Genomic DNA, 23,851 nt, shown 5'->3' with positions numbered 1-23,851 from the left:
GGGCGGTCGCCACAAGCAGAGGCGGCCTGGCGGCGACGACGCGGGGCGCCGTTCAGCGCCTTCCGGCGGCGGCGCTCAGGGAGGGGCGGCGGGGGGAGGGGCGGCGGTGGACGGCGTCGAGGCCGCCGGGGTCGCCGTCGTCGCCGGCGCGCCCGCGGCGGGGGAAGCGCCTGTGCTCGCCGGCGGCGGCGGCAGCTGGGGCAGCGCGCCGCTCGCGGCGGGGGTCGCCGGCGGCCCCGGCGAGGGCGGCGTGTCGTAGGGCTCGGCCGCCTCGTCCCTCAGGCGGTCGCGCTCGGCGATGCAGCTGGCGCGCTCCGCGTCGCAGGCGGCGCGCTGCTGCGTGGCGGAGGCGAGCTCGGCGGCGCGCTGCTCGGCGAGCGTCCTGGCCTCATCGCGCTCGGTGGTGAGCGCCGCGCGCGCCTTCTCGGCCTCGGCGAGCCGGTCGCGGTCCGCCATGGCGACCTTCTCCGCGGCCGCGGCGCTGTCCTCACAGGTCTTGAGGCGCGCCGCGTGGGTCGCGTGCAGCGACTGGATCTGGCGGGCGTGCTCGGCGTCGGTCATGGAGCCGCTCTTCTGGAGGGTGGCCAGCGTCTCGTTGAAGTCCGCGCGATCCTGCTCGCGGCCGGAGCGGCACGTGTTCGCCGCGGCCGCCGCGATCTGGTGGGACGCGACGCAGGTATCGAGCTGGTCGAACGACTCGGCCCCCTTCTGGCGGGCGCGCTCGAGCTCGTTGGCGAGCCGCAGGGTCTCGCGCTTCGAGAAGCCGAGCAGCACCACCGCGCAGCCGACGAGGGTCATCGCGCCGGCCGCGATGCGCACGCGCAGGTACGACGTCTTCTGCTTGATCCGCAGCTGCTCGGCCTCCCGCTCGGCCTCGCGCTCCGGCTCGAGCAGCACGTCGAGCTCCTCGGCGAGCTGGGTCATCGACGGGCGCTCGTTCGGGTCGATCGCGAGCCATCGCCGGAGCGCCTCCTGGAACATCTGGCGCGGGCGTCCGGTGAGGTCGGGCAGCGCGTTGTCGGCGAGCGGCTTGTCGGCGCGGACGTCGTGGGACGCGATGAGCTCGGTGCGGGTCTGCGCCGACTCACCCGGGAAGTCCCGCGGGTTCACGAGCGCGTAGAGGAGGGTCGTGGCGAGCCCGTACGTGTCCATCTTCTCGGTCAGCGGAACGACGCCGGGGAAGCCGTTCAGCGCGCGGATCTGCTCGGGCGAGGCGTAGAGCGCCGTGCCTGCGCAGAAGGAGGCCTCGCGCTCCGCGGCCACGCCGAGGTCGAGCAGGATCGGGTGGACGCGGCCGGCGAACCTGGCGAGAAAGATGTTGTCCGGCTTGACGTCCTGGTGCCGGAGCCCTGCGGCGTGGAGCGCGTCGAGCCCGCGCGCGACGGGGAGGAAGGTGTCGTAGGCCTCGCGCAGGCTGAGGGGGCTGCGCTCGAGGCGCTGCGCGAGGGTCTCCCCCTCGTAGACGGGCATGGTGAGCCACACGTAGTCGGCGGTCATGCCGTGGTCCTTCAGCTGGACGACGTGCGGGTGGCCGACGGTGGCGAGCATGACGAGCTCGCGCTCGACGTTGCGCATCGCGTACAGCGAGCGGGGCATGAGCTTGAGGGCGACCTGGTGCTCGGGGACGTCGACGCGCTGGGCGACGTAGACCTTGCCGAACATGCCCTTCCCGAGGAGGCGCCCGAGGCGATAGAGCCCGCCGACGATCTGGCCCACGTCGGGGAGGATCGAGGGGCCGCGGCTGCTCGTTCCGGGGTCGTCGGTGCCGCCGCGCGACGAGGAGCGCACCAGGCTCGCCGGGTCCGCCACCGTGACGGCGAACGCGTGGACGATCGTGGTGCGGAGGTTCGGATCGACGAGCGACACGGCGGCTGCCAGGGTAGCGGAAGCGACGAGCGCGGAGAAAAAAGCCGGCGAAGTGGAGACGGCGGGCGCCCGACGTTTATTCGCCGAGCCTGGCGAAAACGGAAGGTCCCGCGCCGCCTCGCGCGCGGGACGTGTCCATGGGAGCCAGCGGCACGGCTCCGCCAGAACCACGCCACGGAACGCCCCCACCCCGGTGAGAAGCGCACGCGCATGGGGCGTACTGGCCTGTTCGATGCACTGGCCTGTCCCGGGCGCGCCGCCGGGAGCAACCGTCGCACCGGCGCGCCGCGAGATCGGGAATCCACGCAAATGCTCGCCAGAACCGCGCTCGTGATCGCCTGTCTGGAGCTCGCCGGGTGCGCCGCCATCCGCCCGCCGGCGTCGCCGCCCGAGCTCGCCCGCGCCGAGGCGGCGATCGGCGAGGCAGAGCGGGAGGGCGCGAGCGCGGACCGGCGCGCGGCCATGCACCTCGCGCTGGCGCGGAGCGAGCTCGCCCAGGCGAGGCGGCGGATGTCGGTGGGTGACCGGGACGGCGCCCGCTGGCTGCTGCGGAGGGCCGAGGTCGACGCGGAGCTCTCGACGCTCATCGTGAGGGAGGCGGGGCTGCGCGACGCCGCGGGCCGCACGCTGGACCAGGCGAGCACGCTCGCCGATCGGGCGGAGTAGGAGGCCGCATGCGCGCCGGAGCCCCGCTCGCGATGGCCCTCTCGCTCGCCGGATGCGCGAGGAGCGCGGCCGCCCCTCCTCCCGAGCTCCTCGCGGCGCGCGCGGCCGTCGTGCAGGCGCAGGAGAGCCCGCTCTCGCCGCTCGCGATCGCCGAGCTGAGGCGGGCCGAGGAGGCGCTCGCGGTCGCCGAGCGCGAGGAGCGCGAGCGCCCGCGCTCGGCGACCGCGAGCGACGCCGCCTACGTCGCGCGGCGGCGGGCGCAGTGCTCGCTGCTCTCGTCGCTCGTGCGCGCGAACCAGAGCGCGCTCGAGCGCGCACGGCGTACCGCCGCGCGAAAGCCGTAGACGCTCCGGGGACGCGCCGCCGGAACCGCGGCGGATCGCGGCGGATCGCGGCGGCCGCCGCCGCCGCGCGCGGCGTACCGCCCCGGGCGTCAGCGCCGGCCCGACGGCGCAGTTTGTCCTGGGATCGACCGATGTTTGGATCCAAGATGCGCGCGACACGCCTCCGCTGGCGGCGAAAGCGTCCCGGGGGGGCGGGCAACGAGCGAAGGGACGCCCGGTCCCGCGTGCGAGGAGAGCGCGATGAAGGAAGCCGCGAACGTGATACTGGTCCCCGTCGACTTCGAGGCGGCCTCGATGAAGGCCGTCGAGCTCGCGAAGGACCTCGGCGCGAGGCTCGGGCACAAGGTCGTGCTGCTGCACGTCTACCAGCTCCCGGTCTACACGTACCCCGGGCTCGAACCGACGCTGATGCCCGGGTTCCACGCCGAGGTGAGCGCCGCCGCCTCGCGCGCGGTCCAGCAGCTCTCGGCGCAGACAGGGGGGCTGGAGACGGCGCTGCGCGAGGGCGATCCGGCGACCGAGATCCTGGCTGCCGCCGAGGAGCAGCGGGCGGCGATGATCGTCATGGGGACGCACGGCCGCCGCGGGCTCTCGCACCTCTTCCTCGGGAGCGTCGCCGAGCAGGTGATCCGGAAGAGCGGCGTCCCCGTGCTCACCGTGCGCGTGGCCAGCTGATCCCGCGCGAGCGTCTCGTCTAGGGCGCGCCGGCGGCTGCCGGCGCGGGCGCTGCGGGCCTGATCGCGCTCGACGTGGGCTGGGCCCCCCCGGCCTCTGCGACGCATGGAGTTCCTCGCATGTCGACCCTGTCTGCGCGCGAGCTTGTGCTCCCGCCGAACCTCATGAGCCTGGCCCGGCTGCCGCTCGCGGTGCTGTTCCCGTTCGTGGCCACGCGGCCCGCGCTCGCTCTCGGCGTCCTCTGCTGCGCGGGGCTCACCGACGTGCTGGACGGCTGGCTGGCCCGCCGCTCGGGTCAGGTGACCCGCACCGGGGCGATCGTCGACCCGATCGCGGACAAGGTGTTCGTGCTGGCCGTGGTCGGCACGCTCCTCCACAGCGGCGTGCTCCCTCTCTGGGGCATCCCGGCGCTGCTCGCCCGCGAGCTCCTCGAGCTGCCGCTCGCGCTCTGGATCGCGGTGAGCCGCCGCTTCCGCGGCGCGCGCCTCTCGACCGCAAGCGCCAACATCCCGGGCAAGCTCGCCACGGCGGTGCAGTTCGCGGCGGTCCTCAGCGCGATCGCGCTCCCCGCGGCGCTCCCCGCCATGCTCACCGCGGCGGCGCTCGCGGGCGCGGCGGCGGGCGTCTCGTACTGGGCGCGCCAGCTGCGCCGCGTTCCCGGCCCCGGCGCGGCGTAGACCCCGCGGGAGGTGGAGCCCGACGCGCCGATCGATCACGTCGCGCCGCCCGCCAGCGACGTGATGACTCCTTCGACGGCGCCTGAACCCGGCGCTCCTCTCCCCCCTCCGCCACGACAAGCCCCCCGCGCCAGGGCGTGTGACGTAAGGCCCCCTGCTCGATCTGGCGCGCTACGCCGCGCCAATGTAAGTATTCTTTCTTCTACTACCGCCCGCCGGCAGATACGCGGCTGTCTACTGGCGGGGAACATGCGGCGGACGGCGATCGCGGTAAGACGCCTTACGCCCAGGTGCTTCCAGGCGGAGAGCGTAAGCAAGCTGTCTTACGTAGACGTGCCGCCAGGCGGCGATCATGCGCAAGATGGCTTACGTAGACGTGCCGCCAGGCGGCGATCACGCGCAAGATGGCTTACGTAGACGTGCCGCCAGGCGGCGATCGCGTGCAAGATGGCTTACGGAAAGGCGCCGCCAGGCGGCGCTCGCCGCAAGCTGGCTTGCGCCGAGGCCCTGCCGGGAGGCGTTCGCCGCGAGCTGGCTTGCGCCGAGGCCCTGCCGGGAGGCGCTCGCCGCGAGCTGGCTTGCGCCGAGGCCCTGCCGGGAGGCGCTCGCCGCCAAGGGTGTAAGGTCGATCGAGGCAGCCCGTTCTGCGCCTGTCACCGGCTCCACGCTCCGAGGAACCATGCGAAGAACGCTGCCCTCCTGGGCTCTCCTTGCCTTGCTCGCAGGCCCTGCCGCCTGCGCATCCAGCCGCTCCACCGAGGGCGACGCCGCGAGCGCGCCGATGTACGCGGGGGGCGCGCCGATGTCCATGGCGACGCAGGCTCCGGCCCCGCCCCTGCCGCAGGATCCGACCCCGGGGATGGAGCCGCCCGGCGTCGTGAGGATCAGCGAGTCGTCGAGCGAGGCGTCGGTCGACTTCGACGCGTCGGCGAGCACGGTCGCGCTCGCCAAGGCGGCGCCGCCGTCGCCCGGGCCCGGGCGCGCTGCGCAGCCCGCGGCCGCCCGGCCCGCGCCGACGAGCCCTGCGCCGCAGCCCGCGGCGACGCAGGCCGGCGCTGCCGCGCAGGGCGCGCACCAGGGCGCCGCCGAGACGAGCGCGGCGCCCGCGCCCCTCCTCGTCTACACGGCGCAGATCGCGATGGCGGTGTTCGAGGTGGGCGCGTCGCTCGGCAAGGTCGAGGCGCTCGCCCGGGACCTCGGCGGCTTCCTCGCCCGCCGCGACGACCGGACGATCACCATCCGCATCCCCGCCGCCCGCTTCGACGAGGCGCTGAAGCGCCTCGAGGGCCTCGGCGACATCCTCCAGCGCAACGTGGTCGCGGAGGACGTCACCGAGGAGTTCTTCGATCTCGGGATCCGCATCCGGAACGCGCGGGCCGTGCGCGATCGCCTGGAGAAGCTCCTCGAGAAGGCCGCCAAGGTCGAGGAGTCGATCCAGCTGGAGCGCGAGCTCGCGCGCGTCGCCGGCGAGCTCGAGCGCCTCGAGGGGCGCCTCAAGTTCCTGCGCGATCGGGTCGCGTTCTCGACCCTCACCGTCTCCTTCCAGTCGCGCTCGACGGAGACCCTCACCCCGTCGGGCCCGCGGCTCCCGATCGACTGGCTCAACGAGCTCGGCCTCTCGCGGCTCCTCAACCTGTGACCGGGGCGCTTCCGATGATCCACTCCCTTCGCCACGCCTTCGTCCTCCTCGCCTCGCTCGCCGCCGCCGCGGCGCCGCTCGGCTGCGGCCGGCCCTTCCTGCCCGCGACCCCGCCGGGCTTCGTCGACCTCGGGGATCGCTACGGCGACGACGAGTACCGCGCGACAACCGCCGAGGGGCTGGTGCTCGGGATCCGCGCCTTCGAGAACGAGCCGGAGGGCGACCTCGCGTTCTGGTCGCGCGTGGTCGAGAAGCGGCTGCGCGAGGGCGGCGGCTACGCGCTGCTCGGCAAGGCCGACGTGAAGAGCCGCAACGGCCTGCCGGGCGTCCAGCTGCGCTTCGGGCACGACGAGGGCAAGGAGGCGCACCTCTATTACCTCGCCGTCTTCGTCAACGAAGATCGCGTCTTCCTCCACGAGGCCGGCGGCAGGAAGGAGCTCGTCGAGCGCCACAAGCCACAGATCGACTGGGCCATCCGCAATTTCCTGCCGGACTGACGCGCGCGCGGCCCGCGTTCTCCGCGCGGCGTCCGCGGGCAGCGCGCGGACGGCCCGCCGCGCTTGCTCGCGGAGGCCCTGTTTGCTACCTGGCGGACGTGCGTTCCCGCCCCATGCTCTGCGACGCGCGGCGGCGCTGGTCGAGCCAAGCGCTGCTCCTCGCCCTCGCGGCCTCGCTCGGCAGCGGCGACGCCCTTGCGCACGGCGAAGGAGAGAGGCCGCTCGCCACGGTGCCCGCGCCGCCGCCCGGTGACGGCGCCAAGGCGGCGCAGATCCTCCTCGAGGTCGAGGGGCGCGTCGCGACGGCGCCCTCACCCGCCGCCGCCGACGAGAAGGCCGCTGGAGGCGAGAAGGCCGAAGGCGGCGAGAAGGCCGAAGGCGGGGCGCCGCGCGACGAGCCGGCCCCGGCGAGAGGGCCGGCGAGGAGCGACGCGAAGGTCGTGGGCGAGCCGGTGGCGCAGGCGAAGCAGGCGCTCCAGCGTGCGCACGGCGCGCGCGCGGCGGGCGACGCGACGAACGCGCGGCGGCTCGACGCGGTGGCCCTCGAGTGGGCGGAGACAGCGAGGACGCTGCTGCGGGCCGCCGCGGCGGAGGCAGCGGCGGTGAATGCGGCGAAGCGGGCGCGCGAGGTCGAGACGAAGCTCGATCGGGCGCGCGCGCTGCTCGAGGAGACGCAGGCGCGACGAGGCCGCGCCGCGGCGGAGCTCGATCGGATCGAGGCCGAGGCGCGCGAGGCGACCAGGGCGGCGAGCAGCATGGAAGCGCAGCGGATCGAGGCCGGCAGGAAGGCGGCTGGCAGGGCGGGGACGCCGGCGGCTCAACGGCCGCCCGCCGCCGCGAAGGGCAGCGGGAACGCGGGCAAGACGGCGGCTCCGGCGGGCAAGGAGGCGACGCCTTGAGCGCGCGCCGCCTCGCAACCGTCGCCGTCGCGGGGGTGCTCCTCGGCGCGTGCGCGCCGATCCCGCGGCCCGTGGTGCTCGATGAGCTCGATCACGTCCGCGCCGGGGCGGCCGCCGCCGAGTCGAAGCGGTACGCGCCGGGCGCGTTCGCCCGGGCGGAGAAGCTCCGTGGCGACGCGCTCGCCGCGCTCGACAGCAAGGATCAATCCGGGGCGCAGATCCTCGGCGAGCAGGCGGTCGCCGCGCACGCGCACGCGCACGCGCTGTCGCGGGTGGCCCGGGCCGAGGCGGCCGAGACCGAGGCGAAGGCGCAGAGCTCGGCCGGCGAGGCGTCCCTCGCGGGCCTCGAGGCCGAGCAGGCGCGCGTCGCGGCCGAGGTCGATGCGCTCGACATGCGGATCAAGGTCGCGCGCGACGCGCAGCCCGTGGTCCCGTCGGGCAAGGCCGACGCAGATCGCGAGAAGGCGCGCCTCGCAGCGGCGCGCTCGCTCGCGCTCCAGGCCCGCCTCCTGTGCGGTGCGGCGCGCCTCCTGGCCGCGCCGGATACGCAGCCCGACAGCACGGAGCCCAGCGGCACGCAGCCCGGCAGCGCCGCGCAGCCCAGCAGCGCCGCGCAGCCCGGCGGCACGCAGCCCGCCAGCGCCGCGCAGCCCGCCAGCGCCGCGCAGCCCAGCAGCGCGCAGCCCGGCGGCGGCAACCTTGCGGCGCAGATCGAGGAGGCGACCGCCGCGATCAAGAAGCTCGACGCGGATCTCGCCGAGGCCGGCGGCGCTGCCCGCGCCATCCCGGCGCCCATCGACCAGGCCTCCCGCGCGCGTGCAGGCTGCCTCGCCGTGCTGACCGCCGCGCGCCGCGCCGCCACGCCGGTGACCCGCGCGCCCGGCGCCGGCGACGCGCTGCTCGCAGAGCTCTCGGCCGCGGGCACCTGGTCGCCCATTCGCGACGATCGCGGCATCGCGGTCACGCTCCGGGGCCTGTTCGCCGGCAACGTCCTCACGAAGGCCGGCGAGGCGCGCCTCCGCGATCTCTCGCGGGTCGCCGCCGCGCACCCCTCGTTCCCCGTGGCCGTGGTCGTGCACACGGACCGGGACATCAGCGCCCGGGAAGAGCCCGCATGGACGTCGCGGGCCGATGCCGTCGTCCGTGCCCTCGATCCGGCGCAGGGCGCGAACGCCGCAGGGGCCCCCGCGACCCCGAGGATCGCACAGTTCCTCGCGGGATCCGCGGCCCCGGTCGTCGACCCGGGCGGCAGCGAGCGCGCCCGCAACGCGCGGATCGAGATCGTCTTTGTAACCCCGGAAACCCTTTGAGGCGCGATGGTCCTGGCCGACGGAACACCGCTCCCCGTGGAGAGTCGTTCTCGATGATGCGCTCTTCAACCCTCGCCCGAAGCGAAAGCAAGCCCGTCGTGCTCACCTGTGCGCTGGTCGCCGCCCTCGCGAGCGGGTGTCAGGAGGACGGCAAGACGTCGCAGAAGCAGGCCACGGAGCTCTGCGCCAAGCTCGCTCCGGTCGTCGCGGAGGACGTCGGCCAGGTGCGGACGGGCCTCCCCGCGGGCTCGCAGAAGCTCGCGACGCTGGTGGACACCGACCCGGGCGCGAACTTGCTCGGGCTCCAGCGGGCGATCGCGGGCGCGCGCGCCTCGGTCAAGGAGCTCGAGTTCGCGAAGAGCACCTTCTTCTCGTTCGCCGATCCGAGCGGCACGGTGCTGCGCAGCGAGGCCGATCCGGACATGCTCGCCAACAGGTCCGTCCTGGCCTCGTTCCCCGAGCTCAGGAAGGTGCTGGCGCCGGGCAGCGGGCTGGTCGAGGCGTTCGGGGAGATGCAGGAGATGCGCGGCGTCAGGAATGGCCCCGATCTCCAGTGGGTCGCCGCGCATCCGGTCAAGGCGAGCGACGGCGAGCTCAAGGGCCTCTTCGTCACGGGCTGGTCGTTCCGCGCCTACGCATACCGGCTGCAAGAGGCGGCCAAGCGGGAGATCGCCGAGATCGCCAAGCGCGACGGCTTGAAGGCGACGCCGCTGCTCTATGTCTTCGTGTGGAAGGGCGCGAAGGCGTACGGCGGACCGGTGACGCCCGATGTCAACACCGAGGCGCTCGAGAAGCTCGACCTGCCGGCGAAGACCGCCTCGGGTCCGTGGAGCGGGACGCTCGAGATCGCCGGGCGCACCTTCGGCGCCGCGGCGCAGCGCACGCCGGAGCTCGCCGCCGACGCCGGCGTCGCCGCGCTCAGCTCGACGCTCTGAGCGCGAGGCCCTGAGCGTCGAGACGAGCGCGGCCCCCCCCGGCCGCGGCCTCGGCGCCGTGACAGCCTGCAGCGAGGCGGGGCCGATCTCCCGATCGAGCGCTGCCGTGCTAGGCTCGCGGCTGGCTCGCGCGGCGCGCTCGAGCCCACCCCCCCATGCCGGCTTCCATCGATCAGCTTCTCAAGGTTTGCCGCGAGGTCATCGCGCCGCTCGTCCGAGCGGACGGCGGTGAGCTCTACATCGTGGCCGTCGAGCCCGACCACCTGACGCTCCACCTGGCGGGCGCATGCTCGGGCTGCCCCGGAGCCATGCTCACCGCGCGCGCGGTGATCGAGCCGGCGGTGCTCGCGGTCGCGCCCTCTGCGCGGGTCGTCGTGACCAACGGAATGCGCGTCCCCGAAGGCGCCTCCCTCATTTCTTGAGGCGCGGACCCGCTTCTTGAGGCGCGGACCCGCTTCGGATACGGGCCCATCTCGACGTTTTCGGTGCTCGGCGTACAGAAGTACGCCTCCGCGCCGAAAACGCCGATCTGGGCCCGTCTCCTGTGCGGGTCCGCGCCGCAAGCGGGGCTCTGTGGGGGGAAGCGGGGGGCGCCGGGGGCGCGGCGCCAGGGGGCGGGAGACGAAGGGCTACTTCTTCTTGGCGGGCTTGTCGGTGGGAGGAGGGCCCGGAGGGGGCTCCTCCTTGCGGACAGCCGAGGCGACGGCGGGGTCGATCGCGTTCGCGTCGACCGGCTTGTTGGGACGGAGCGACTCGAGGCTGCTGAGCGTCACAAGGTCCTCGTAGGCGAAGGCGATCTCGCCCTCGCTGCGCTCGATCGCGCGGAAGTGCGTGGCCGCGTCCTTCCAGTCGACCTCGGTGACGTAGCGGCCCTTCTCCGGCTCAGGCGGCGTCACACGACCAGGCAACCCGAACGTCGTCGAGAGCTTGACGACGGCGGACTGGTAGTCCTTGCCGCGCGCGTTGCCCTCGCCCAGCGCGTGCTCGTCGATGATCTTCCAGAGCTTGTCCTGGATGAAGAAGAAGTACCGCTTCCCGCCGTCGCGGGTCAGCGTCATCATCGATTCCTTGTTGAGGTAGGTGTACTCGCCCTTGAGCGGCGTCGCGTCCATGCCCGTCGGCAGCTTGCCGAAGTCGATGCGGCTGCGGCGGAACGCGCTCTTCTCCTCGGCCAGCTCGGCGTCGAGCGCCCTCATCTTCACGCCGGGCGACGTCGCCTTGTAACGCGGCACGTACGTCGCATCGAGCATCTTGTCGATCAGGGCCGCGACCTGCTTCGTGCTCATCCCCCACGCGATCCCCGGAGGGGTCAGCGCGATCGTCTTCTTCGTCGCCGGTGGCTCGGCGGGCCGGGCAGGTGCCCCGCTCTTCTCCTTCTTCGGCTGGGCAGCGACCTCGGTCGTGCTCGCGATCGCCGCAAGGCCCAGCCCGACGGCCAACGCTGCTCCCAGGAGCCTCTTCGCTTTCATGTTCTTCCTCCAGCCGGCGCAGACGCTGTCCCTGCGCGCTCTGCAATCGCAAAAGTTAGAAACCCCGCCCGGCAAGCCGGGGAACGCTAGCACCAGCGGTAGGACGGGAGAATAGGATCCCCGCCGACCGGGGCCAACCGCCGACGTTGGACGGCGGCTCGACCGGATCGATGGAGCCGGTCCGGTGAAGCCGGTGAAGGACGAACACCGGGCGCGCGGAGCGCAGAGAGGAAGAGCGGCGGCGAGGGCGGACGACGCGGGGCGACGAGGCGGACGAGGAGGGAAACGGCCTCAACAGCGCATGTAAGCGCAGGTAACAGCAGGTAAACAGCAGGCAACAGGGAGCAACCGATGTGTGCCGGGTCCTGACAGAGGGCAGACGACGTGCTACGAGCACCGGTCCCAAGGATGATCCCTGCCGCCGGTGCCGCTCCCCTTCGCCTCGCGCTCGCCGCGCTGGCGACCGTTGGCCCCGCCGGCGGCTGCGTCGCCGACCAGGAGCGCCCCGCGACGTCCCTCGACCCGCAGGGCGGGGCGGCCGCGTGGGAGGGGCATGCGCGCGAGGTCTTCGACGACAACATCGAGGCCGCCGCCGTGGGCTTCTCGCTGGACGGCCCCTCGCCCCGATCCGACCCCTTCCTCCGGGAGAGGGCGCAGACGGCCGACGTTGTCGCGCGGGTCCGCGTGAGCACGGTGACCGTCGACTCGATCGGAGAAAAGAGCACCTATCACCTCGGGATCCAGGTCGGCTACCCTCCCCTGGCCACACCCAGGGTGCCGGATCGGACGTTCGAGCTCCACATCCGCCCGACCAGCCGCGCGTTCGGCATCGCCAAGGCGATCGACGCGCGGCTCCGCGGGCTCACCTTCATCGCCTTCATCCGGCGCTTCGCCGGCGAGGCTGGCGAGCCGGAGATCCACTGGCACCTTTCACCTGATACAGCGGAGGTCGCCGCGGCCGTCAAGGAGGCCGTCGTCCTCGGGGAGCTGTCTGCGCCGTGAGCAACGTGAGCATCAAGACGGTCAAAGAAGTCGACGCACTGCGGGTAGCCAGCCAGATGGCGGCCGAGACGCTCCTCGCGGTGGGCGAGATGATCCGCGCTGGCATCACCACCGAGGACATCAACACCTTCGTCCACGAGGACACGATCCGACGCGGCGGCTACCCCGCGCCGCTCAACTACCACGGGTTCCCGAAGAGCGTCTGCACGTCGATCAACGAGGTGGTCTGCCACGGCATCCCGTGCGACCGCGTCCTCGAGCCGGGCGACATCATCAACGTCGACGTCACCACCATCTACAACGGCTTCTACGGAGACACCTCCGCGACGTTCTACATCGGCAAGCCGTCGCCCGAGGCGAAGCACGTGACCGAGGTGTCGCGGCGCAGCCTGCAGCTCGGCATCGCGCAGGTCCGGGACGGGGCGCGCCTCGGCGATATCGGGGCCGCCATCCAGGAGTTCGCCGAGGCCGAGGGGTGCTCGGTGGTGAGGGCCTTCGTCGGCCACGGCATCGGGCGGCGCTTCCACGAGGCGCCGCAGGTCTCGCACGTGGGCAAGTACGGCAGCGGCACCCGGCTCCGCGCCGGCATGTGCTTCACGATCGAGCCGATGATCAACATCGGCACCTACGAGGTCGAGATCCTGGAAGACAAGTGGACCGCGCTGACCGCCGATCGCTCGCTGTCGGCGCAGTTCGAGCACACGATCGTCGTCACGAGGACCGGCTGCGAGGTGCTGACCCGGCGCAGCCGGCCGCTCGCGAACAGCGAGATCTTCGCGGATCCGTTCGCCGTCTCCGAGGCGCGGGCGCTCTGAGGCGCGCCGCGCGCAGGCGCGGTGCGCCGCGCGCAGGCGGCGCGCGCCGGCCGGGCCCGACCAGGAGGGCCGAGGTGGACCGGCGCCGTCGATCGGAACGGAGTTTTCTCGACCGATCGGCCGAGGATTAGGGGTAGAAGCAGGGCATGGCCTTGGACGAAGCGTCGCGTGCCAGAGTCGCGCCGTATGTGTCGAGCCTGACGGCGGACGTGTTCTCGCTGTCGGGTCTGCCGGAGGAAGTCATCGCCGTCCTGTTCGCGTACTACTCGCGCAGCCGCGATGATCTGCGCACCAACCTGGCACGCCTGCTCGGCGACGAGGAGCTCGACGTGGCCCCCGAAGCCGGCGACCGGCCGCGCCGGGGGCTCGCGTTCGCGTCGGACAAGGCGCGGAGCTTCCACGAGAAGTGGGTCGTCGGCTACGGCCACGCGTCGGTCGCAGAGCACGCCGTGGTGCACCTCGCGCTCGAGAACGTGAGCATCGTCGCCTCCAAGGTGATCGAGGACCTGAGGCTCGGCTCGTACACGGAGAAGAGCACGCGCTACGTCGTCTTCGATCAGCACTCGTTCGTCGACCTGCCGGAGATCGACGCGAAGGACAGCGCGAGGTACCAGGCCTCCAGCGAGCGGCTCTTCGCGACCTACCTCGACCTGGTCCCGAAGGTGACCGAGCGGCTGAGCACGCGCGAGCCGAAGCCCGAGAAGATGTCGGACGCCGCCTACAGGGGAGCGCTGCGCTCGCAGGCGTGCGATCTGCTGCGCGGCCTCCTGCCGGCAGGGACGCGGACGAACATCGGCCTCACCGCGAACGCGAGGGCGCTCGAGATCCTGCTCACGAAGATGATGTCGCACCCGCTCGAGGAGGTGCGCAGGGTCGCCCGCGACATGCACGCGGCCGCGCTCGCCGTGACCCCGACGCTGGTGAAGTACGCCGCGCCGAACGAGCTCCGGAAGGGGCTGCAAGCCACCGTCGCCGCGGCGATGAAGCGGGTCTACACGCCGCCGGAGGAGGGCGTGAGCGCGACGATGGTGATCAACCAGCCCGTCCGGCTCGTGCGCTACGACAAGGACGCGCTGGAGCGCATCGCGCTCGCGCTGGCGTACGAGGGCAGCGACCCGGGCGCGCACGCCTACAACCTGGGCGACGCGCTCCGCCGCGCGACGCTGCCGGAGCTCATCGCCATCGCGCAGGCGGCGTGCGAGAAGCGCGGCCCGTACGACGCGCCGCCGCGCGCGTTCGAGGCGTCGACGATCACCTTCGAGCTGATGCTCGACTACGGCGCGTACCGCGACCTGCAGCGCCACCGGATGCTGACGCCCGCGACGCAGCGGCTCACCTGCCGCCTCGGCTTCGAGACGCCGCAGGCCCTGTCGGAGCTCGGCTACGCCGAGGCCTACCAGGACGCGATGCTCGCGGCGCGCGACGCCTGGCACGCCATGGAGGAGCGCTACCCCCTGGAGGCGCAGTACGCGGTGCCGCTCGGCTTCCGCGTGAGGACCCTCTGGACGCTGAACCTGCGCGAGCTCTTCCACGTCATCGAGCTCCGCTCGGCGAAGCAGGGGCACACGAGCTACCGGCGCATCGCCCAGGGGCTGTACCGCACCGCGATCACGGTGCACCCCTGGCTCAAGGACATGGTCCGCGTCGATCTGAACGACTACGCGCTCGCGCGGAGCTGACCCGCGCCGCGCGGTGGATCCGCGCCGGCCACGCCTCGGGTAGGACCGCCGCTCAGAGGCGCGCTGCTTCGATGAGCTCCGTCGCGGCTCTGAGGGACGCGCCGGTGACCTTCGCGCCCGACAGCATCCGCGCCACCTCGGCGATGCGGTCCTTCTTGTCGACGCGCGAGACCGAGCTCTTCGCGATGCCGCCCGCGTTCTCCTTGGCGACGACGAAGTGCGCGCTGGCGAACGCCGCGATGGGCGCCAGGTGGGTGATGCAAAGCACCTGGTGGTGGCGCGCCACGTCGCCGATCGCGCGCCCGATCTTGTCGGCGACGGCGCCGCCGACGCCGCTGTCGACCTCGTCGAAGACGTAGAGCCCCGCCGGCCCGCACTCCGCGAGCACGCGCTTGAGCGCGAGCAACGCGCGCGACAGCTCGCCGCCCGAGGCGATGCGGCGCAAGGGGCGAGGCTCGATCCCCTTGTTGGGCGAGATGAGGAACTCGACGCGGTCGATCCCGTCCTGGCCGAGGCGGGCGCCGTCGACCACCAGCGCGGCGCGGTCGCCGCCGTGCGGCTCGATGTCGACGACCACCCGCGCGCCGCCCATGCCGAGGTCGGCGAGCTCCGTCGAGATCGCGGCGCCGAGCTTCTCGCCGGCCTTCCGCCGCTTCGCCGAGAGCTTGCGGGCGCGATCCGCGGCGACGGCGAGCAGGGCGTCGCGCCGCCGCTCGAGCTCCGCGACGTGGCTCTCGACCCCCGAGAGGTGCCCGAGCTCGGCCGCGAGGCGCGCCCGCGCGGCGAGCACGTCGTCGAGCGTGGGGCCGTGCTGCCGGAGCAGGCCCTCGAGGCGGTACATGCGATCCTCGATCTCGGAGAGGCGATCCGGATCGGCCTCCGCGCGCTCGGCGTAGCGGCCGATCTGGCGAGCCGCCTCGCTGAGCTCCGTCCAGCAGCCGTCGACGGCGCGGGCGACGTCGTCGAGCGCAGGGTCGATCTCCGCGGCGGCCCGGAGCTCCGAGGCGAGGCGCGCGAGCTCGTCGCACATCGCGTCGTCCCCTTGATCGAGGCGGGACGCCGCGCGCCGCGTGATGTCGTGCAGGCGGCCCGCGTGGCGGAGCCGGTTGCGCTCGGCCGCGAGATCGGCGAGCTCGCCGGGGCGCGGCGAGAGCGCGTCGATGGCCTGGAGCTGGAAGGAGAGGAACGCCTCGCGCTCGGCGCGGCCGCGCTCCAGCTCGCGGGCGGCCCTGAGCTGGGCGGTGAGCGCCTCGAGCTCGCTGACGTTCGCCGCGAGCTCGCTGCGCGCCGGCACCAGGCGGCCGAAGCGATCGAGGTAACCGAGGTGCGTCGACGGGTCGGTGAGCGCGACGCTCTCGTGCTGCGAGGCGACGTCGGCGAGCTCCGGGGCGAACGCCTGGAGCTCGCCCGCGGTGCAGAGGCGGCCGTTCAGGTAGGCGCGCGAACGGCCGGTCGCCTGGATCACGCGGCGGATCACGATCTCGCCGTCGCTCGCGATGCCGGCGGCGTCCAGCATCGCCATCGCGCGATCCGAGCTGCGCACGTCGAAGAGCGCCTCGATCTCGGCGTCGTCCGCGCCGGGGCGGACCTGCTCCGCGCTCGCGCGGCCGCCGAGGACCAGCGAGAGCGCGCCCACGACGATGGACTTGCCCGCGCCCGTCTCGCCGGTGAGCACGTTGAAGCCAGGCTCGAGCCGGAGCTCGAGAGCATCCATCAGGATGAAGTTTTTGACCCGAAGCGCGACCAGCACAGCGGCGGGAGGATAGGAAGCTTTCGGCCCGTCGTCAGCGGATCTTCACTTGCTTCATGACGGTGACCGGAATCCCCTCGAAAGGCGGCACCGTGGCGCCGCGAAACGCAGCGGCGATGCACGCGGCGGTGGCGGTCCCGACGAGATCGCCCCCTTCCACGCGCGCCGACATGGTCTTGCCCGAGGGCGAGAAGGTGACGGCGACGCGGGCCGTGCCCGTGAGCCCCTCGCCGGTGCAGCCGGCGGCGGCGGCGGCGGCGGCCGCGAGGGCGCTGCTCGCCGCGCTCTGATCGAAGCGGGCCGGCTCGTCCTTCGCCGGCAGGAGCTGCGAGGCCGCCGGCGGCGGCTTGGCCGCCGGCTTCGAGCGCTCGGGCGCGGCCGGCGCCGCCTCCCGGGCTGGCCTCTCGGTGGCCTGAGCCTCCTCGCCGACACGCGGGCCGGCGCTCGCCGCGGGCACGGCGCCCGCCGAGGGCGCGACGCTCGCCGCCGGCGCGGCGCTCGGCGGAGGCGCCGGCGCGGCGCTCGGCGGAGGCGCCGGCCCCGGTGCAGCGCCCGCCTGCGCCGGCTCGGGGGAGGGCGACGCGGCCGGCTTGCCCGTCGAGGCGGCGGAGGCGGATGCGACCGGCGCCTCCTCCGCGACGCCGGGGGCGACGGCGGGCAGGTCCGCGATCGGCTCGTCATCGAGGGACGGCTCGCGGTCGGCGGCCTGGTCGGCAGGGGCAGGTGCAGCCGGCAACGGCAGCGCCGCCTCCGGCGGAGCGGCGGCGAGCGCGTCGCTGCTGCTCGCCGGCGCGGGCTGGCTCGCCGTGGCGCTGGACGATCGACCGTGGGCCTGCGCGAGGTACAGCGCAGCGCCGAACACGATGAAGACGACGGTCACCCAGCCGGTGATCGCCATGTATTGGCGCGACGCCGGCGTCGAGAAGATGCGCAGCCCCTCGGAGACGAGGGAGCTGGCCGTGATCGAGGTGCGCACCGGCGTCTCTTCCTCGGAATCCTCGGAGGACGTGTGCCCCTCGACGGCCACGAGGTCGGGCTCGATGAGCTGCTCGGGGAACGACGGAGACGAGCTGCGCTCAGCGGCGGCTCCCTCGAACAGCCCGCCGCTGATGCTCAGGATCTCCTCGTCGGCCCGGTTCTCGTTGCGGCGCGCCTCACCCGCCGCGTCAGGCGGCGGCGCCATGCTGCGCAGGTCGATCAGACCCGAGTCCTCCTTGCGACCGGCGCGCCCACGAAGATCGGCCTGGCTGATCGGGTCGCCCGCCGGACGGGCGGTCGCCCTGGGGGCGTTGCTTGCGCGCGCCAGCGGCTCGCGCGAGGGCCGCTCGTCGCTCCCCTGCTCGCGCAGCCCTTCCGCGGCGCCCTGCGCCTCCGGCTTCGCGCGCTCTCGCCGCGACGCCTCTGCGGGGCGCATCGGGGTCGCGGCAGGCGGCGAGCTCGCGAACGGCGGCGGGGCGAGCGACCCCAGCAGGGCGAGGTCCGCCGGAGAGGCGTCCGCCGGTCCCAGGCCGGACCGGAGGCGCCGCGTGGACGGCAGAGGCTGCGGGGCGAGCGCCGCCATCGCCTGCACGTCCTGGAGGCGGAGCTCGGGCGACGAGCGGTGAGACGACGGCCGGGCCTCGTCGATCGACAGCGGCGCCGGCGGCATCTCGGACAGCGGCGCCGGCGGCATCTCGGACGGCGGCGCGACAGGCCGAGAGGAGGCGCCCGCGCGCGGGGTGGCGGCGGACCGCGGTCGCACCGCCGCCGGCGCCGCCGTGACGCGGTGCTCTCGCCGCGCCGGCGGCCGGACCGGGACCGGCGACCGTGCTACAGCGCGCGGCCGCGAGGCGGCCTCGGACGCCGGCGCGCGATGGCTCGCGCGCTCGTCCTCGGCGGCCCCCGACCCGAAGGAGAGCGAGGGCGGCTCGACCCCGGGGGAGAGCATCTGCGCGAGATCCTGGATCGAGACGGGATCGGAGTCGGCAGGAGGGAGCGCCGACGGGCTCCGGCCGCCCGTCGACGGCGCCACCCCGCCGCCGCGGCGCGAGTCCTCCCAGGGGACGCCGGCGAACGTGCGAGGCCGCATCGGGACCTCACGCCGCCCCAGGCCGCCGTCCGGCGTCACCACCGCGTGCTCGAGCGAGGCCTCCGCCGCCACGTCGAGCGCATCCAGCGGATGCGCCCTCGGGCTCGACTCCGGCGCGGCGTCCAGCTCCTGCTGCGCGATCCGCTCCGCGAGCGTGAGCCCTCGCTTCCGCGCGGGCGGAGCCGACGCCGCGCGCCGCTCCGGGTCGCCCGCGGGCGCCGGCCTGCGCTGGATGCCCGCGCCCGGGAGCGTCGTCTCGGCGTCCAGCAGGTCGCCGGGCAGCTCGGGCTCCCTCTCGGGCGCATGCCCGGAGGACGGCTTCACCCGCTCCGGCTCGCTCGGCGGTTCGCGCCGGTCGCGCCCGCTCGCGGAGCTCGGCACGACCGAGGGGGACGACCGCGGCTCGCCCCGGTCAACCGCCAACTGCTTGCTCTTCGTACGGCAGGATTTGCAGACAAACGGCAGGGACGGACGCATCTCGCGTCCTACCCCGATCTCCACGTAGGCCCTGCAGACAGAGCAGGCGAGTTGCACCGTGGGAGGAGAATCGCGCAGCTCGTCAGGGCGCGCAATCTTCTTGGCAAGTGACCGGGGCGGTCGCCCTCCGGCTCGCCCGCTCCGCTCCTCCGGATCCCACCCCCTCCACCCCAGCCTTCGCGAGGTTCCGCCCTATGCGGCGGGCGTTTCGGCGCTCACCGGCAGCGGCGCGGGAGGGCGCACCCAGCGCTGCTCCAGCCACTCCAGCGAGACCGCGGCGCTCCGCAGCGCCGCGTCGACGGCGCGGGCGACCGGATCGGGGGCGGGCAGGGACCCAGGAGCGCGGGTCGACAGGAGCCAGTTCGACAGCTCGTAGTGGTGGAGGAGCGGGGCGAAGCGGTGCGCGTCGAAGCCGGAGAGGATCTCGGCCGCGCGGCTCAGGCGATCGCAGGGCAGGAGCGCCGTGGTCACGTCGAAGAGCAGGGCGCGGAGGTCCTCGAAGGCGCGCTCCGGATCCGCCGATACGCTCTCCAGGAGCGCCTCGAAGCCGGCATCGGAGAGCCCGCTCGCCTCGGCCGCCTCGGCCATCGCCGGCACCTGCGTGGCCAGGAACTCGGCGTCCGGAGCGTGCCCAAGGAGGCGCCCCACGAGGTACAGATCGAAGGCGCTCGCGATGGACTCGGCGAGCAGGAGCGCCTCCGCGCTGGGCGGAGCGCCGGCGCTCGCGGCGGGGAGGGCGCGGTGGGCGAGGTGGTGCCACGCGACGTGCGTCACGACGTCCGCGGCGACGTGCTCGCTGGCGATCAGGTCACCCTGCTCGCTCTGGCTCCAGAACGTCAGGTTCAAGAAGACGATGCGATCCCAGCTCGCCTCGCCCTCGGGCACCCGGAAGCGGTACCCGTCGCGCCGGAGCACCTGCTTCAGATCGTCGTAGAGCGCGACGTGCCGGAAAGAGCGCTCGTCGTCGATGGTCAGCTCGTCCAGGGTCAGGCTTCGCAGCTTCACGCGGCCGACCTTAGACCCGGATCGTTTCATCAGCCACAGCGGAGGCCAGGAAGAACCCGGAGACCTCGCGGGTTTGGGGCCGGAGCCGGGGTTTTCCCGACCAGCGCCGCAAGTTTCCGCCCATGGCCGGTGTTGCAAGCGCCGCCGGCTTAGGCATGATGCGCCCGTTCTGCGCCAGCCGAGGAGGCACACCGAATGATTTCCGTCAGGTCTCTCTGTTCCATCGCGCTCGTGCTCGTTGCCAGCGGTGCCGCCGGCTGCAAGGAGGACCCGCCGCCTCCCCAGCCGGAGCCGGCAAGCTCCGCGGCGGCGAACAAGGGCAAGGCGAGCCTGCGGACGCCCGTGTCGCCGCTCAAGAAGGTCGATCCGCAGTCGCTGAAGGAGTACCGCGTCGACGTCTGCTACTTCGGGACGCTCTCGCTGAAACAGGCCCGCGACGCGTACCTCGCGAGCCTCGGCAAGGACGAGCCCAGCGAGAAGAAGATCCCGAAGTTCGGCACCGAGGAGCTGGCGAAGGCCGGGGACCCCCCCAAGGGCTTGCTCCCCGCCAAGCCGCCCGTGCCCGGCGCCGCCGCGCCCGCGCCGGCCGGCGCCGCCGGCGCCAAGACCGGGCCCGGCAAGGACGACCGCCGGCCGTTCAACTTCAGCGCGCGCGCGCCGCACGAGCGCAACGCGCGCGCCTGCACCGTCGCCCTCAGCCTCAAGGAGCCGGCCATGCCGGACGTGGACACCGCGCTCGCCGAGTACGCGCCGTTCGCGACCGATCTCGCGAAGACCATCGCCTCGGCGGCCAACTACTACCAGCGCGAGGAGCACAAGAAGGACAGCTTCGCGAAGGGCAAGGAGCTCCACGCGAAGCTCATCGCCGATTTCCAGAAGCTCGACGCGCACTCCGACAAGCTCGGCCTCGCGGTGTCCTCGTGGCACTCGTCGCACATGCCCGACCTCGCGAAGGCGGACGAGGGCGAGAAGGCGGCGATCACGGCCCTCGAGGACGCGCGCGCGCTCATGGTGATCCTCTCCAGCAAGAACGTCGATCCCGCGGCGGTGAAGACCGCGCTCCAGAAGGTGGAGACATCGGCGGCGGCGCTCAAGACCCACGGCACGACCCACCAGACCGACCCGTGGTCCAAGATCATGACGCCCGCGCTCGACGGCTTCCTCCGCGACGTGAAGGCGGCCGAGCCGAAGCTGACGGACCAGGGGATCTCCTCGCCCGCCCTGTTCCTGCCGGTCGTCACGAGCTTCGTGTCGGTGATCGAGGGCAAGCACCGGGCGCTCTCGCGCTCGCTCATGGCGAAGGGCCAGGCGGCGACGCGCGAGGCCGCCGGGGCCGCGAAGCCGGCCGCGCCGGCCGCCCCCGCCGACGCGCCGCAGCCCGCCGACGCGCCGCAGAAGGAGTAGCGCGCCCCGGGGCGGCGCTTCCCGGAAGGGAGGCGCCCGCGCCCGCGCGCTCTGAACGCGCCGCGCCTCCTTCCGGGGGCGCGGGCGCGATCAGAGCGGGCGGCCGGTGCGGCGGGAGATGGCGAGGCGGTAGAGCGCCTCGTACTGCCGCGCGGCGTGCGCCCAGCCGAAGTTCTTCTTCATCGCCCGCAGCTGCATCGTCCGGAAGTACGCCGGGTCGGCGCGGTAGAGGTGCACCGCCCAGGCGACGGTGTTCCCGAGCGCCATCGACGACATCTCCTCGAACTTGAAGCCCGTGACGTTGTTCTCGACCGTGTCGTCGAGGCCGCCGACGGCGCGCACGACCGGCAGCGTCCCGTAGCGCTGGCTGTAGAGCTGGTTCAGGCCGCAGGGCTCGTAGCGCGACGGCATGAGGAAGAGGTCGGCGCCCGCCTCGATGCGGTGGGCGAGCCCCTCGTTCATGCCGACGTGGACACGGAAGCGATCGCTCGAGCCGGCGATCCGCGAGAAGAGGTCCTCGGCCCAGCGCTCGCCGGAGCCGAGGACCACGAGCTGGACGTCGAGCGACAGGATGTGGTCGAGCGCGCCCGCGAGGATGTCGATCCCCTTCTGGGTCGCCAGGCGGCTGATGAGCCCGAGGAGCGGGACCTCGGGGCGCTCCTCGAGGCCCATCTCGCGCTGGAGCGCCGCCTTGCAGAGGCGCTTGTCGCCCAGGTCCTCGGCCGAGTACGTCGCCGCGATGTGGGGATCGGCCGCGGGGTTCCAGATGGAATCGTCGATGCCGTTGAGGATGCCGATCACGTCGGTGCCGCGATCCCGGAGCACGCCGTCGAGCCCCTCGCCGCCTTCCCACGTCTGGATCTCCTGCGCGTACCTGGGCGAGACCGTGGAGACGAGCGTGGCGTTGTAGATGCCGGCCTTGAGCAGGTTGATGCTGTCGTGCGCCTCCAGGCAGAACCTGTGGAACTGATCCCAGCCGAGCCCCGTCGTGGGGAGCTGCGTCTTGTTGAACCAGCCCTGGTAGCCGAGGTTGTGGATCGTCAGCACCGACGCGGCGCGCGCGAGCGGCGAGCGGTGCTCGAGGACGTTGAGGTAGAGCGGGACCAGGGCCGTCTGCCAGTCGTGGACGTGGACGACGTCCGGCCAGAAGCCGAGGGCGTGGCAGAGCTGCAGCGCGCCGCGCGACAGCAGCCCGTAGCGGGCGAGGTTGTCGCCGAACTCGCCGTGCGCGTCCCCGTAGATGCCGTCGCGATCGTAGAACACGTCGTGCTCGAGCAGGTACACGCGGGGCGCGGGCGCGCCGGGGGTCCCGGGATCGAGGCGCGTCTCCCAGATGCCGGTCCACGCCTCGCCCCCGCCGAGCGGCACGCCGAGCGGCTCCGGCAACCGGTGCGGCATGAAGCGCTCCGCCGGAGGCGACCCGTCCCCGCGCTGCGCCGCGGCGACCGTCGGCGCGTCGGCGGCCTCCGCGGCGCCCGCCCCGCTGCCCGCGGCCTGCTGCTCGGCGAGCGCGATCTGGCGGGCGAGGTAGCGCTTGGCGACCCGGTAGCCCGGCATCACGACGCGCACGTCATGGCCAGCTGCGGCAAGCGCGATCGGCAGCGCGCCCGCCACGTCGGCGAGGCCACCGGTCTTGCTGAAGGGGACGCATTCGGACACCACGAAGAGAATTTTCATGCGCGGCATGGACATGGAAGGGGGGAGCGCGCCCCAGATCAAGGCGAGCGCGTCGCGTCCCTTCTACCAGCTTCACGGGCGATCTTGACCACGCGATCGACAGAGCGGGCGAGTCCGAGCGCCGACGTGTCCACCACGAAGTCGGCCTGCTCGTAGAGCGCGCGCCGCGCCTGGAAGAGCGCCCTGAGCTCCTTCATGGCGTCGGCCCGGTTGGCCATGGGGCGCGCGTCCCCCTGCTCGACCACGCGGCGCCAGTGGTCCTCGGGCTTCGCCCGCAGCCAGACCGTCACCGCGCAGCGCCGCAGCCGCTCGAAGGTCGCCGGATCGGTCACGAGGCCGCCGCCCGTAGCCACGATCCCGCGGGCGCGCGCGTCGGCGAGCCGCGCGAGCTCCTCGCGCTCCAGCCGCCGGTAGTAGGCATTTCCGTGGATCTCGAACAGGGCCGCGAGGCTCATCCCGGCGCGGGCCGCCACGAGCCCGTCGAGCTCTAGGAAAGGCACCCCGAGCCGCGCCGCCGCGCGGCCGCCGATCGTTGTCTTGCCGGCCCCGCGCAGGCCGAGCAGCGCGACGAGGACCCCGCCGGCCACCCCCGCCTCGCCCGGCGACGGGCCGCGCGACGCATGCTCCTCGACGAGCTCGCCCGCCGAGAGCAGCGCGGCGGCCGAGGTGCCCAGCGCGCGACCGATGTCCTCCAGCCGCACCACGGACACGTTCGCCCGCCCGCTCTCGAGCAGCACCAGGAAGCGCTCGCTCACCCCGGCGAGCTCGGCGAGCTCGCGCAGGGTGAGCGCGAGCTCCTGGCGACGCCGCCGGAGCCGCCCGGCGAGGTGCGCGAGGATCGGCGACGCGCCACCGTCGGCGCCGTCCGCGACGGCCTCCGGGCCCTGGCCCTGCCCGGCGCGCTCCCGAGGCGATGTCTGGCGGGGCGGCATCTCGTTACTGCACTATATTTCATGAATACGGCGCACTCAAGAACTATACTGCTTGACTGAGACCC

General features: G+C 73.6%; 21 protein-coding genes. 14 read left to right on the top strand and 7 right to left on the bottom strand.

Going from position 1 to position 23,851, the window contains the following annotated elements; translation table 11 throughout:
- Window positions 1-75: 75 nt before the first annotated feature.
- The gene (locus WME75_RS06455; RefSeq protein WP_437487236.1) at window positions 76-1,866 is read right to left on the bottom strand and encodes a protein kinase domain-containing protein; all 1,791 of its coding nucleotides are present in this window, start codon (window positions 1,864-1,866) and stop codon (window positions 76-78) included.
- A 309-nt stretch (window positions 1,867-2,175) separates the two neighbouring features.
- On the opposite strand from WME75_RS06455, the gene WME75_RS06450 reads away from it, so the two are divergent.
- From WME75_RS06450 to WME75_RS06405, 10 genes are all read left to right on the top strand, one after another.
- Window positions 2,176-2,532 carry a DUF4398 domain-containing protein gene (locus WME75_RS06450; RefSeq protein WP_437487234.1) on the top strand — a complete coding sequence of 119 codons (357 nt, stop codon included), beginning with the start codon at window positions 2,176-2,178 and terminating at the stop codon, window positions 2,530-2,532.
- An 8-nt stretch (window positions 2,533-2,540) separates the two neighbouring features.
- Entirely contained in the window at window positions 2,541-2,876 is a 336-nt protein-coding gene (locus WME75_RS06445) for a hypothetical protein (RefSeq protein ID WP_437487232.1), read from the top strand.
- A gap of 240 nt (window positions 2,877-3,116) precedes the next feature.
- Window positions 3,117-3,551, top strand: coding sequence for a universal stress protein (locus WME75_RS06440; RefSeq protein WP_437487230.1), 435 nt, complete (start codon window positions 3,117-3,119; stop codon window positions 3,549-3,551).
- A 119-nt stretch (window positions 3,552-3,670) separates the two neighbouring features.
- Complete coding sequence (locus WME75_RS06435; protein WP_437487228.1) at window positions 3,671-4,228, top strand: CDP-alcohol phosphatidyltransferase family protein; 558 nt, start codon at window positions 3,671-3,673, stop codon at window positions 4,226-4,228.
- A 679-nt stretch (window positions 4,229-4,907) separates the two neighbouring features.
- Window positions 4,908-5,867 carry a DUF4349 domain-containing protein gene (locus WME75_RS06430; RefSeq protein ID WP_437487226.1) on the top strand — a complete coding sequence of 320 codons (960 nt, stop codon included), beginning with the start codon at window positions 4,908-4,910 and terminating at the stop codon, window positions 5,865-5,867.
- 14 nt (window positions 5,868-5,881) lie between these two features.
- Window positions 5,882-6,364: a serine/threonine protein kinase gene (locus WME75_RS06425; protein ID WP_437487224.1), complete on the top strand. Its 483-nt coding sequence runs from the start codon at window positions 5,882-5,884 to the stop codon at window positions 6,362-6,364.
- 98 nt (window positions 6,365-6,462) lie between these two features.
- Window positions 6,463-7,263: a hypothetical protein gene (locus tag WME75_RS06420; protein WP_437487223.1), complete on the top strand. Its 801-nt coding sequence runs from the start codon at window positions 6,463-6,465 to the stop codon at window positions 7,261-7,263.
- Window positions 7,260-8,573, top strand: a complete 1,314-nt coding sequence (locus WME75_RS06415) for a hypothetical protein (protein ID WP_437487222.1) — start codon at window positions 7,260-7,262, stop codon at window positions 8,571-8,573. Before WME75_RS06420 ends, WME75_RS06415 begins: the two co-directional genes overlap by 4 nt.
- Window positions 8,574-8,626: 53 nt before the next feature.
- The gene (locus WME75_RS06410; protein ID WP_437487221.1) at window positions 8,627-9,508 is read left to right on the top strand and encodes a hypothetical protein; all 882 of its coding nucleotides are present in this window, start codon (window positions 8,627-8,629) and stop codon (window positions 9,506-9,508) included.
- Window positions 9,509-9,663: 155 nt separating this feature from the next.
- A complete protein-coding gene (locus WME75_RS06405) occupies window positions 9,664-9,930 on the top strand; it encodes a NifU family protein (RefSeq protein ID WP_437487220.1) in 267 nt (88 codons plus the stop codon).
- A gap of 207 nt (window positions 9,931-10,137) precedes the next feature.
- Here the strand turns inward: WME75_RS06405 and WME75_RS06400 are convergent, their stop codons facing one another.
- Window positions 10,138-10,977: a hypothetical protein gene (locus WME75_RS06400; RefSeq protein WP_437487219.1), complete on the bottom strand. Its 840-nt coding sequence runs from the start codon at window positions 10,975-10,977 to the stop codon at window positions 10,138-10,140.
- A gap of 408 nt (window positions 10,978-11,385) precedes the next feature.
- On the opposite strand from WME75_RS06400, the gene WME75_RS06395 reads away from it, so the two are divergent.
- The 3 genes from WME75_RS06395 to WME75_RS06385 all read left to right on the top strand — a co-directional run bounded on the left by WME75_RS06395 (window position 11,386) and on the right by WME75_RS06385 (window position 14,473).
- Window positions 11,386-11,979: a cobalamin ABC transporter substrate-binding protein gene (locus tag WME75_RS06395; RefSeq protein ID WP_437487218.1), complete on the top strand. Its 594-nt coding sequence runs from the start codon at window positions 11,386-11,388 to the stop codon at window positions 11,977-11,979.
- Window positions 11,976-12,794, top strand: a complete 819-nt coding sequence (gene map / locus WME75_RS06390) for a type I methionyl aminopeptidase (RefSeq protein ID WP_437487217.1) — start codon at window positions 11,976-11,978, stop codon at window positions 12,792-12,794. Before WME75_RS06395 ends, map begins: the two co-directional genes overlap by 4 nt.
- Before the next feature lie 146 nt (window positions 12,795-12,940).
- Window positions 12,941-14,473, top strand: a complete 1,533-nt coding sequence (locus tag WME75_RS06385; protein ID WP_437487216.1) for an FAD-dependent thymidylate synthase — start codon at window positions 12,941-12,943, stop codon at window positions 14,471-14,473.
- Window positions 14,474-14,525: 52 nt separating this feature from the next.
- On the opposite strand, the gene recN is transcribed toward WME75_RS06385, so the two are convergent.
- From recN to WME75_RS06370, 3 genes are all read right to left on the bottom strand, one after another.
- Window positions 14,526-16,223 (bottom strand): DNA repair protein RecN, encoded by a 1,698-nt coding sequence (recN, locus tag WME75_RS06380; protein WP_437487215.1) that lies wholly within the window; start codon window positions 16,221-16,223, stop codon window positions 14,526-14,528.
- Window positions 16,224-16,257: 34 nt separating this feature from the next.
- A complete protein-coding gene (locus WME75_RS06375) occupies window positions 16,258-18,714 on the bottom strand; it encodes a hypothetical protein (protein ID WP_437487214.1) in 2,457 nt (818 codons plus the stop codon).
- Between the two features lie 246 nt (window positions 18,715-18,960).
- Entirely contained in the window at window positions 18,961-19,773 is an 813-nt protein-coding gene (locus WME75_RS06370; RefSeq protein ID WP_437487213.1) for a hypothetical protein, read from the bottom strand.
- Window positions 19,774-19,968: 195 nt separating this feature from the next.
- Here WME75_RS06370 and WME75_RS06365 point away from each other — a divergent pair, with 195 nt between their 5' ends.
- Complete coding sequence (locus WME75_RS06365) at window positions 19,969-21,177, top strand: DUF3829 domain-containing protein (protein ID WP_437487212.1); 1,209 nt, start codon at window positions 19,969-19,971, stop codon at window positions 21,175-21,177.
- 90 nt (window positions 21,178-21,267) lie between these two features.
- Here WME75_RS06365 and WME75_RS06360 read toward each other — a convergent pair whose 3' ends face one another.
- The gene (locus WME75_RS06360) at window positions 21,268-22,863 is read right to left on the bottom strand and encodes a glycogen synthase (protein WP_437487211.1); all 1,596 of its coding nucleotides are present in this window, start codon (window positions 22,861-22,863) and stop codon (window positions 21,268-21,270) included.
- 29 nt (window positions 22,864-22,892) lie between these two features.
- Complete coding sequence (locus WME75_RS06355; protein WP_437487210.1) at window positions 22,893-23,786, bottom strand: shikimate kinase; 894 nt, start codon at window positions 23,784-23,786, stop codon at window positions 22,893-22,895.
- Window positions 23,787-23,851 lie beyond the last annotated feature (65 nt).

This window comes from Sorangium sp. So ce1014 (assembly GCF_051521505.1).
Classification (GTDB): domain Bacteria; phylum Myxococcota_A; class Polyangia; order Polyangiales; family Polyangiaceae; genus Sorangium.
The sequence above is the reverse complement of the archived record's forward strand: the minus strand, read 5'-3'. Positions and strand labels throughout refer to the sequence as shown.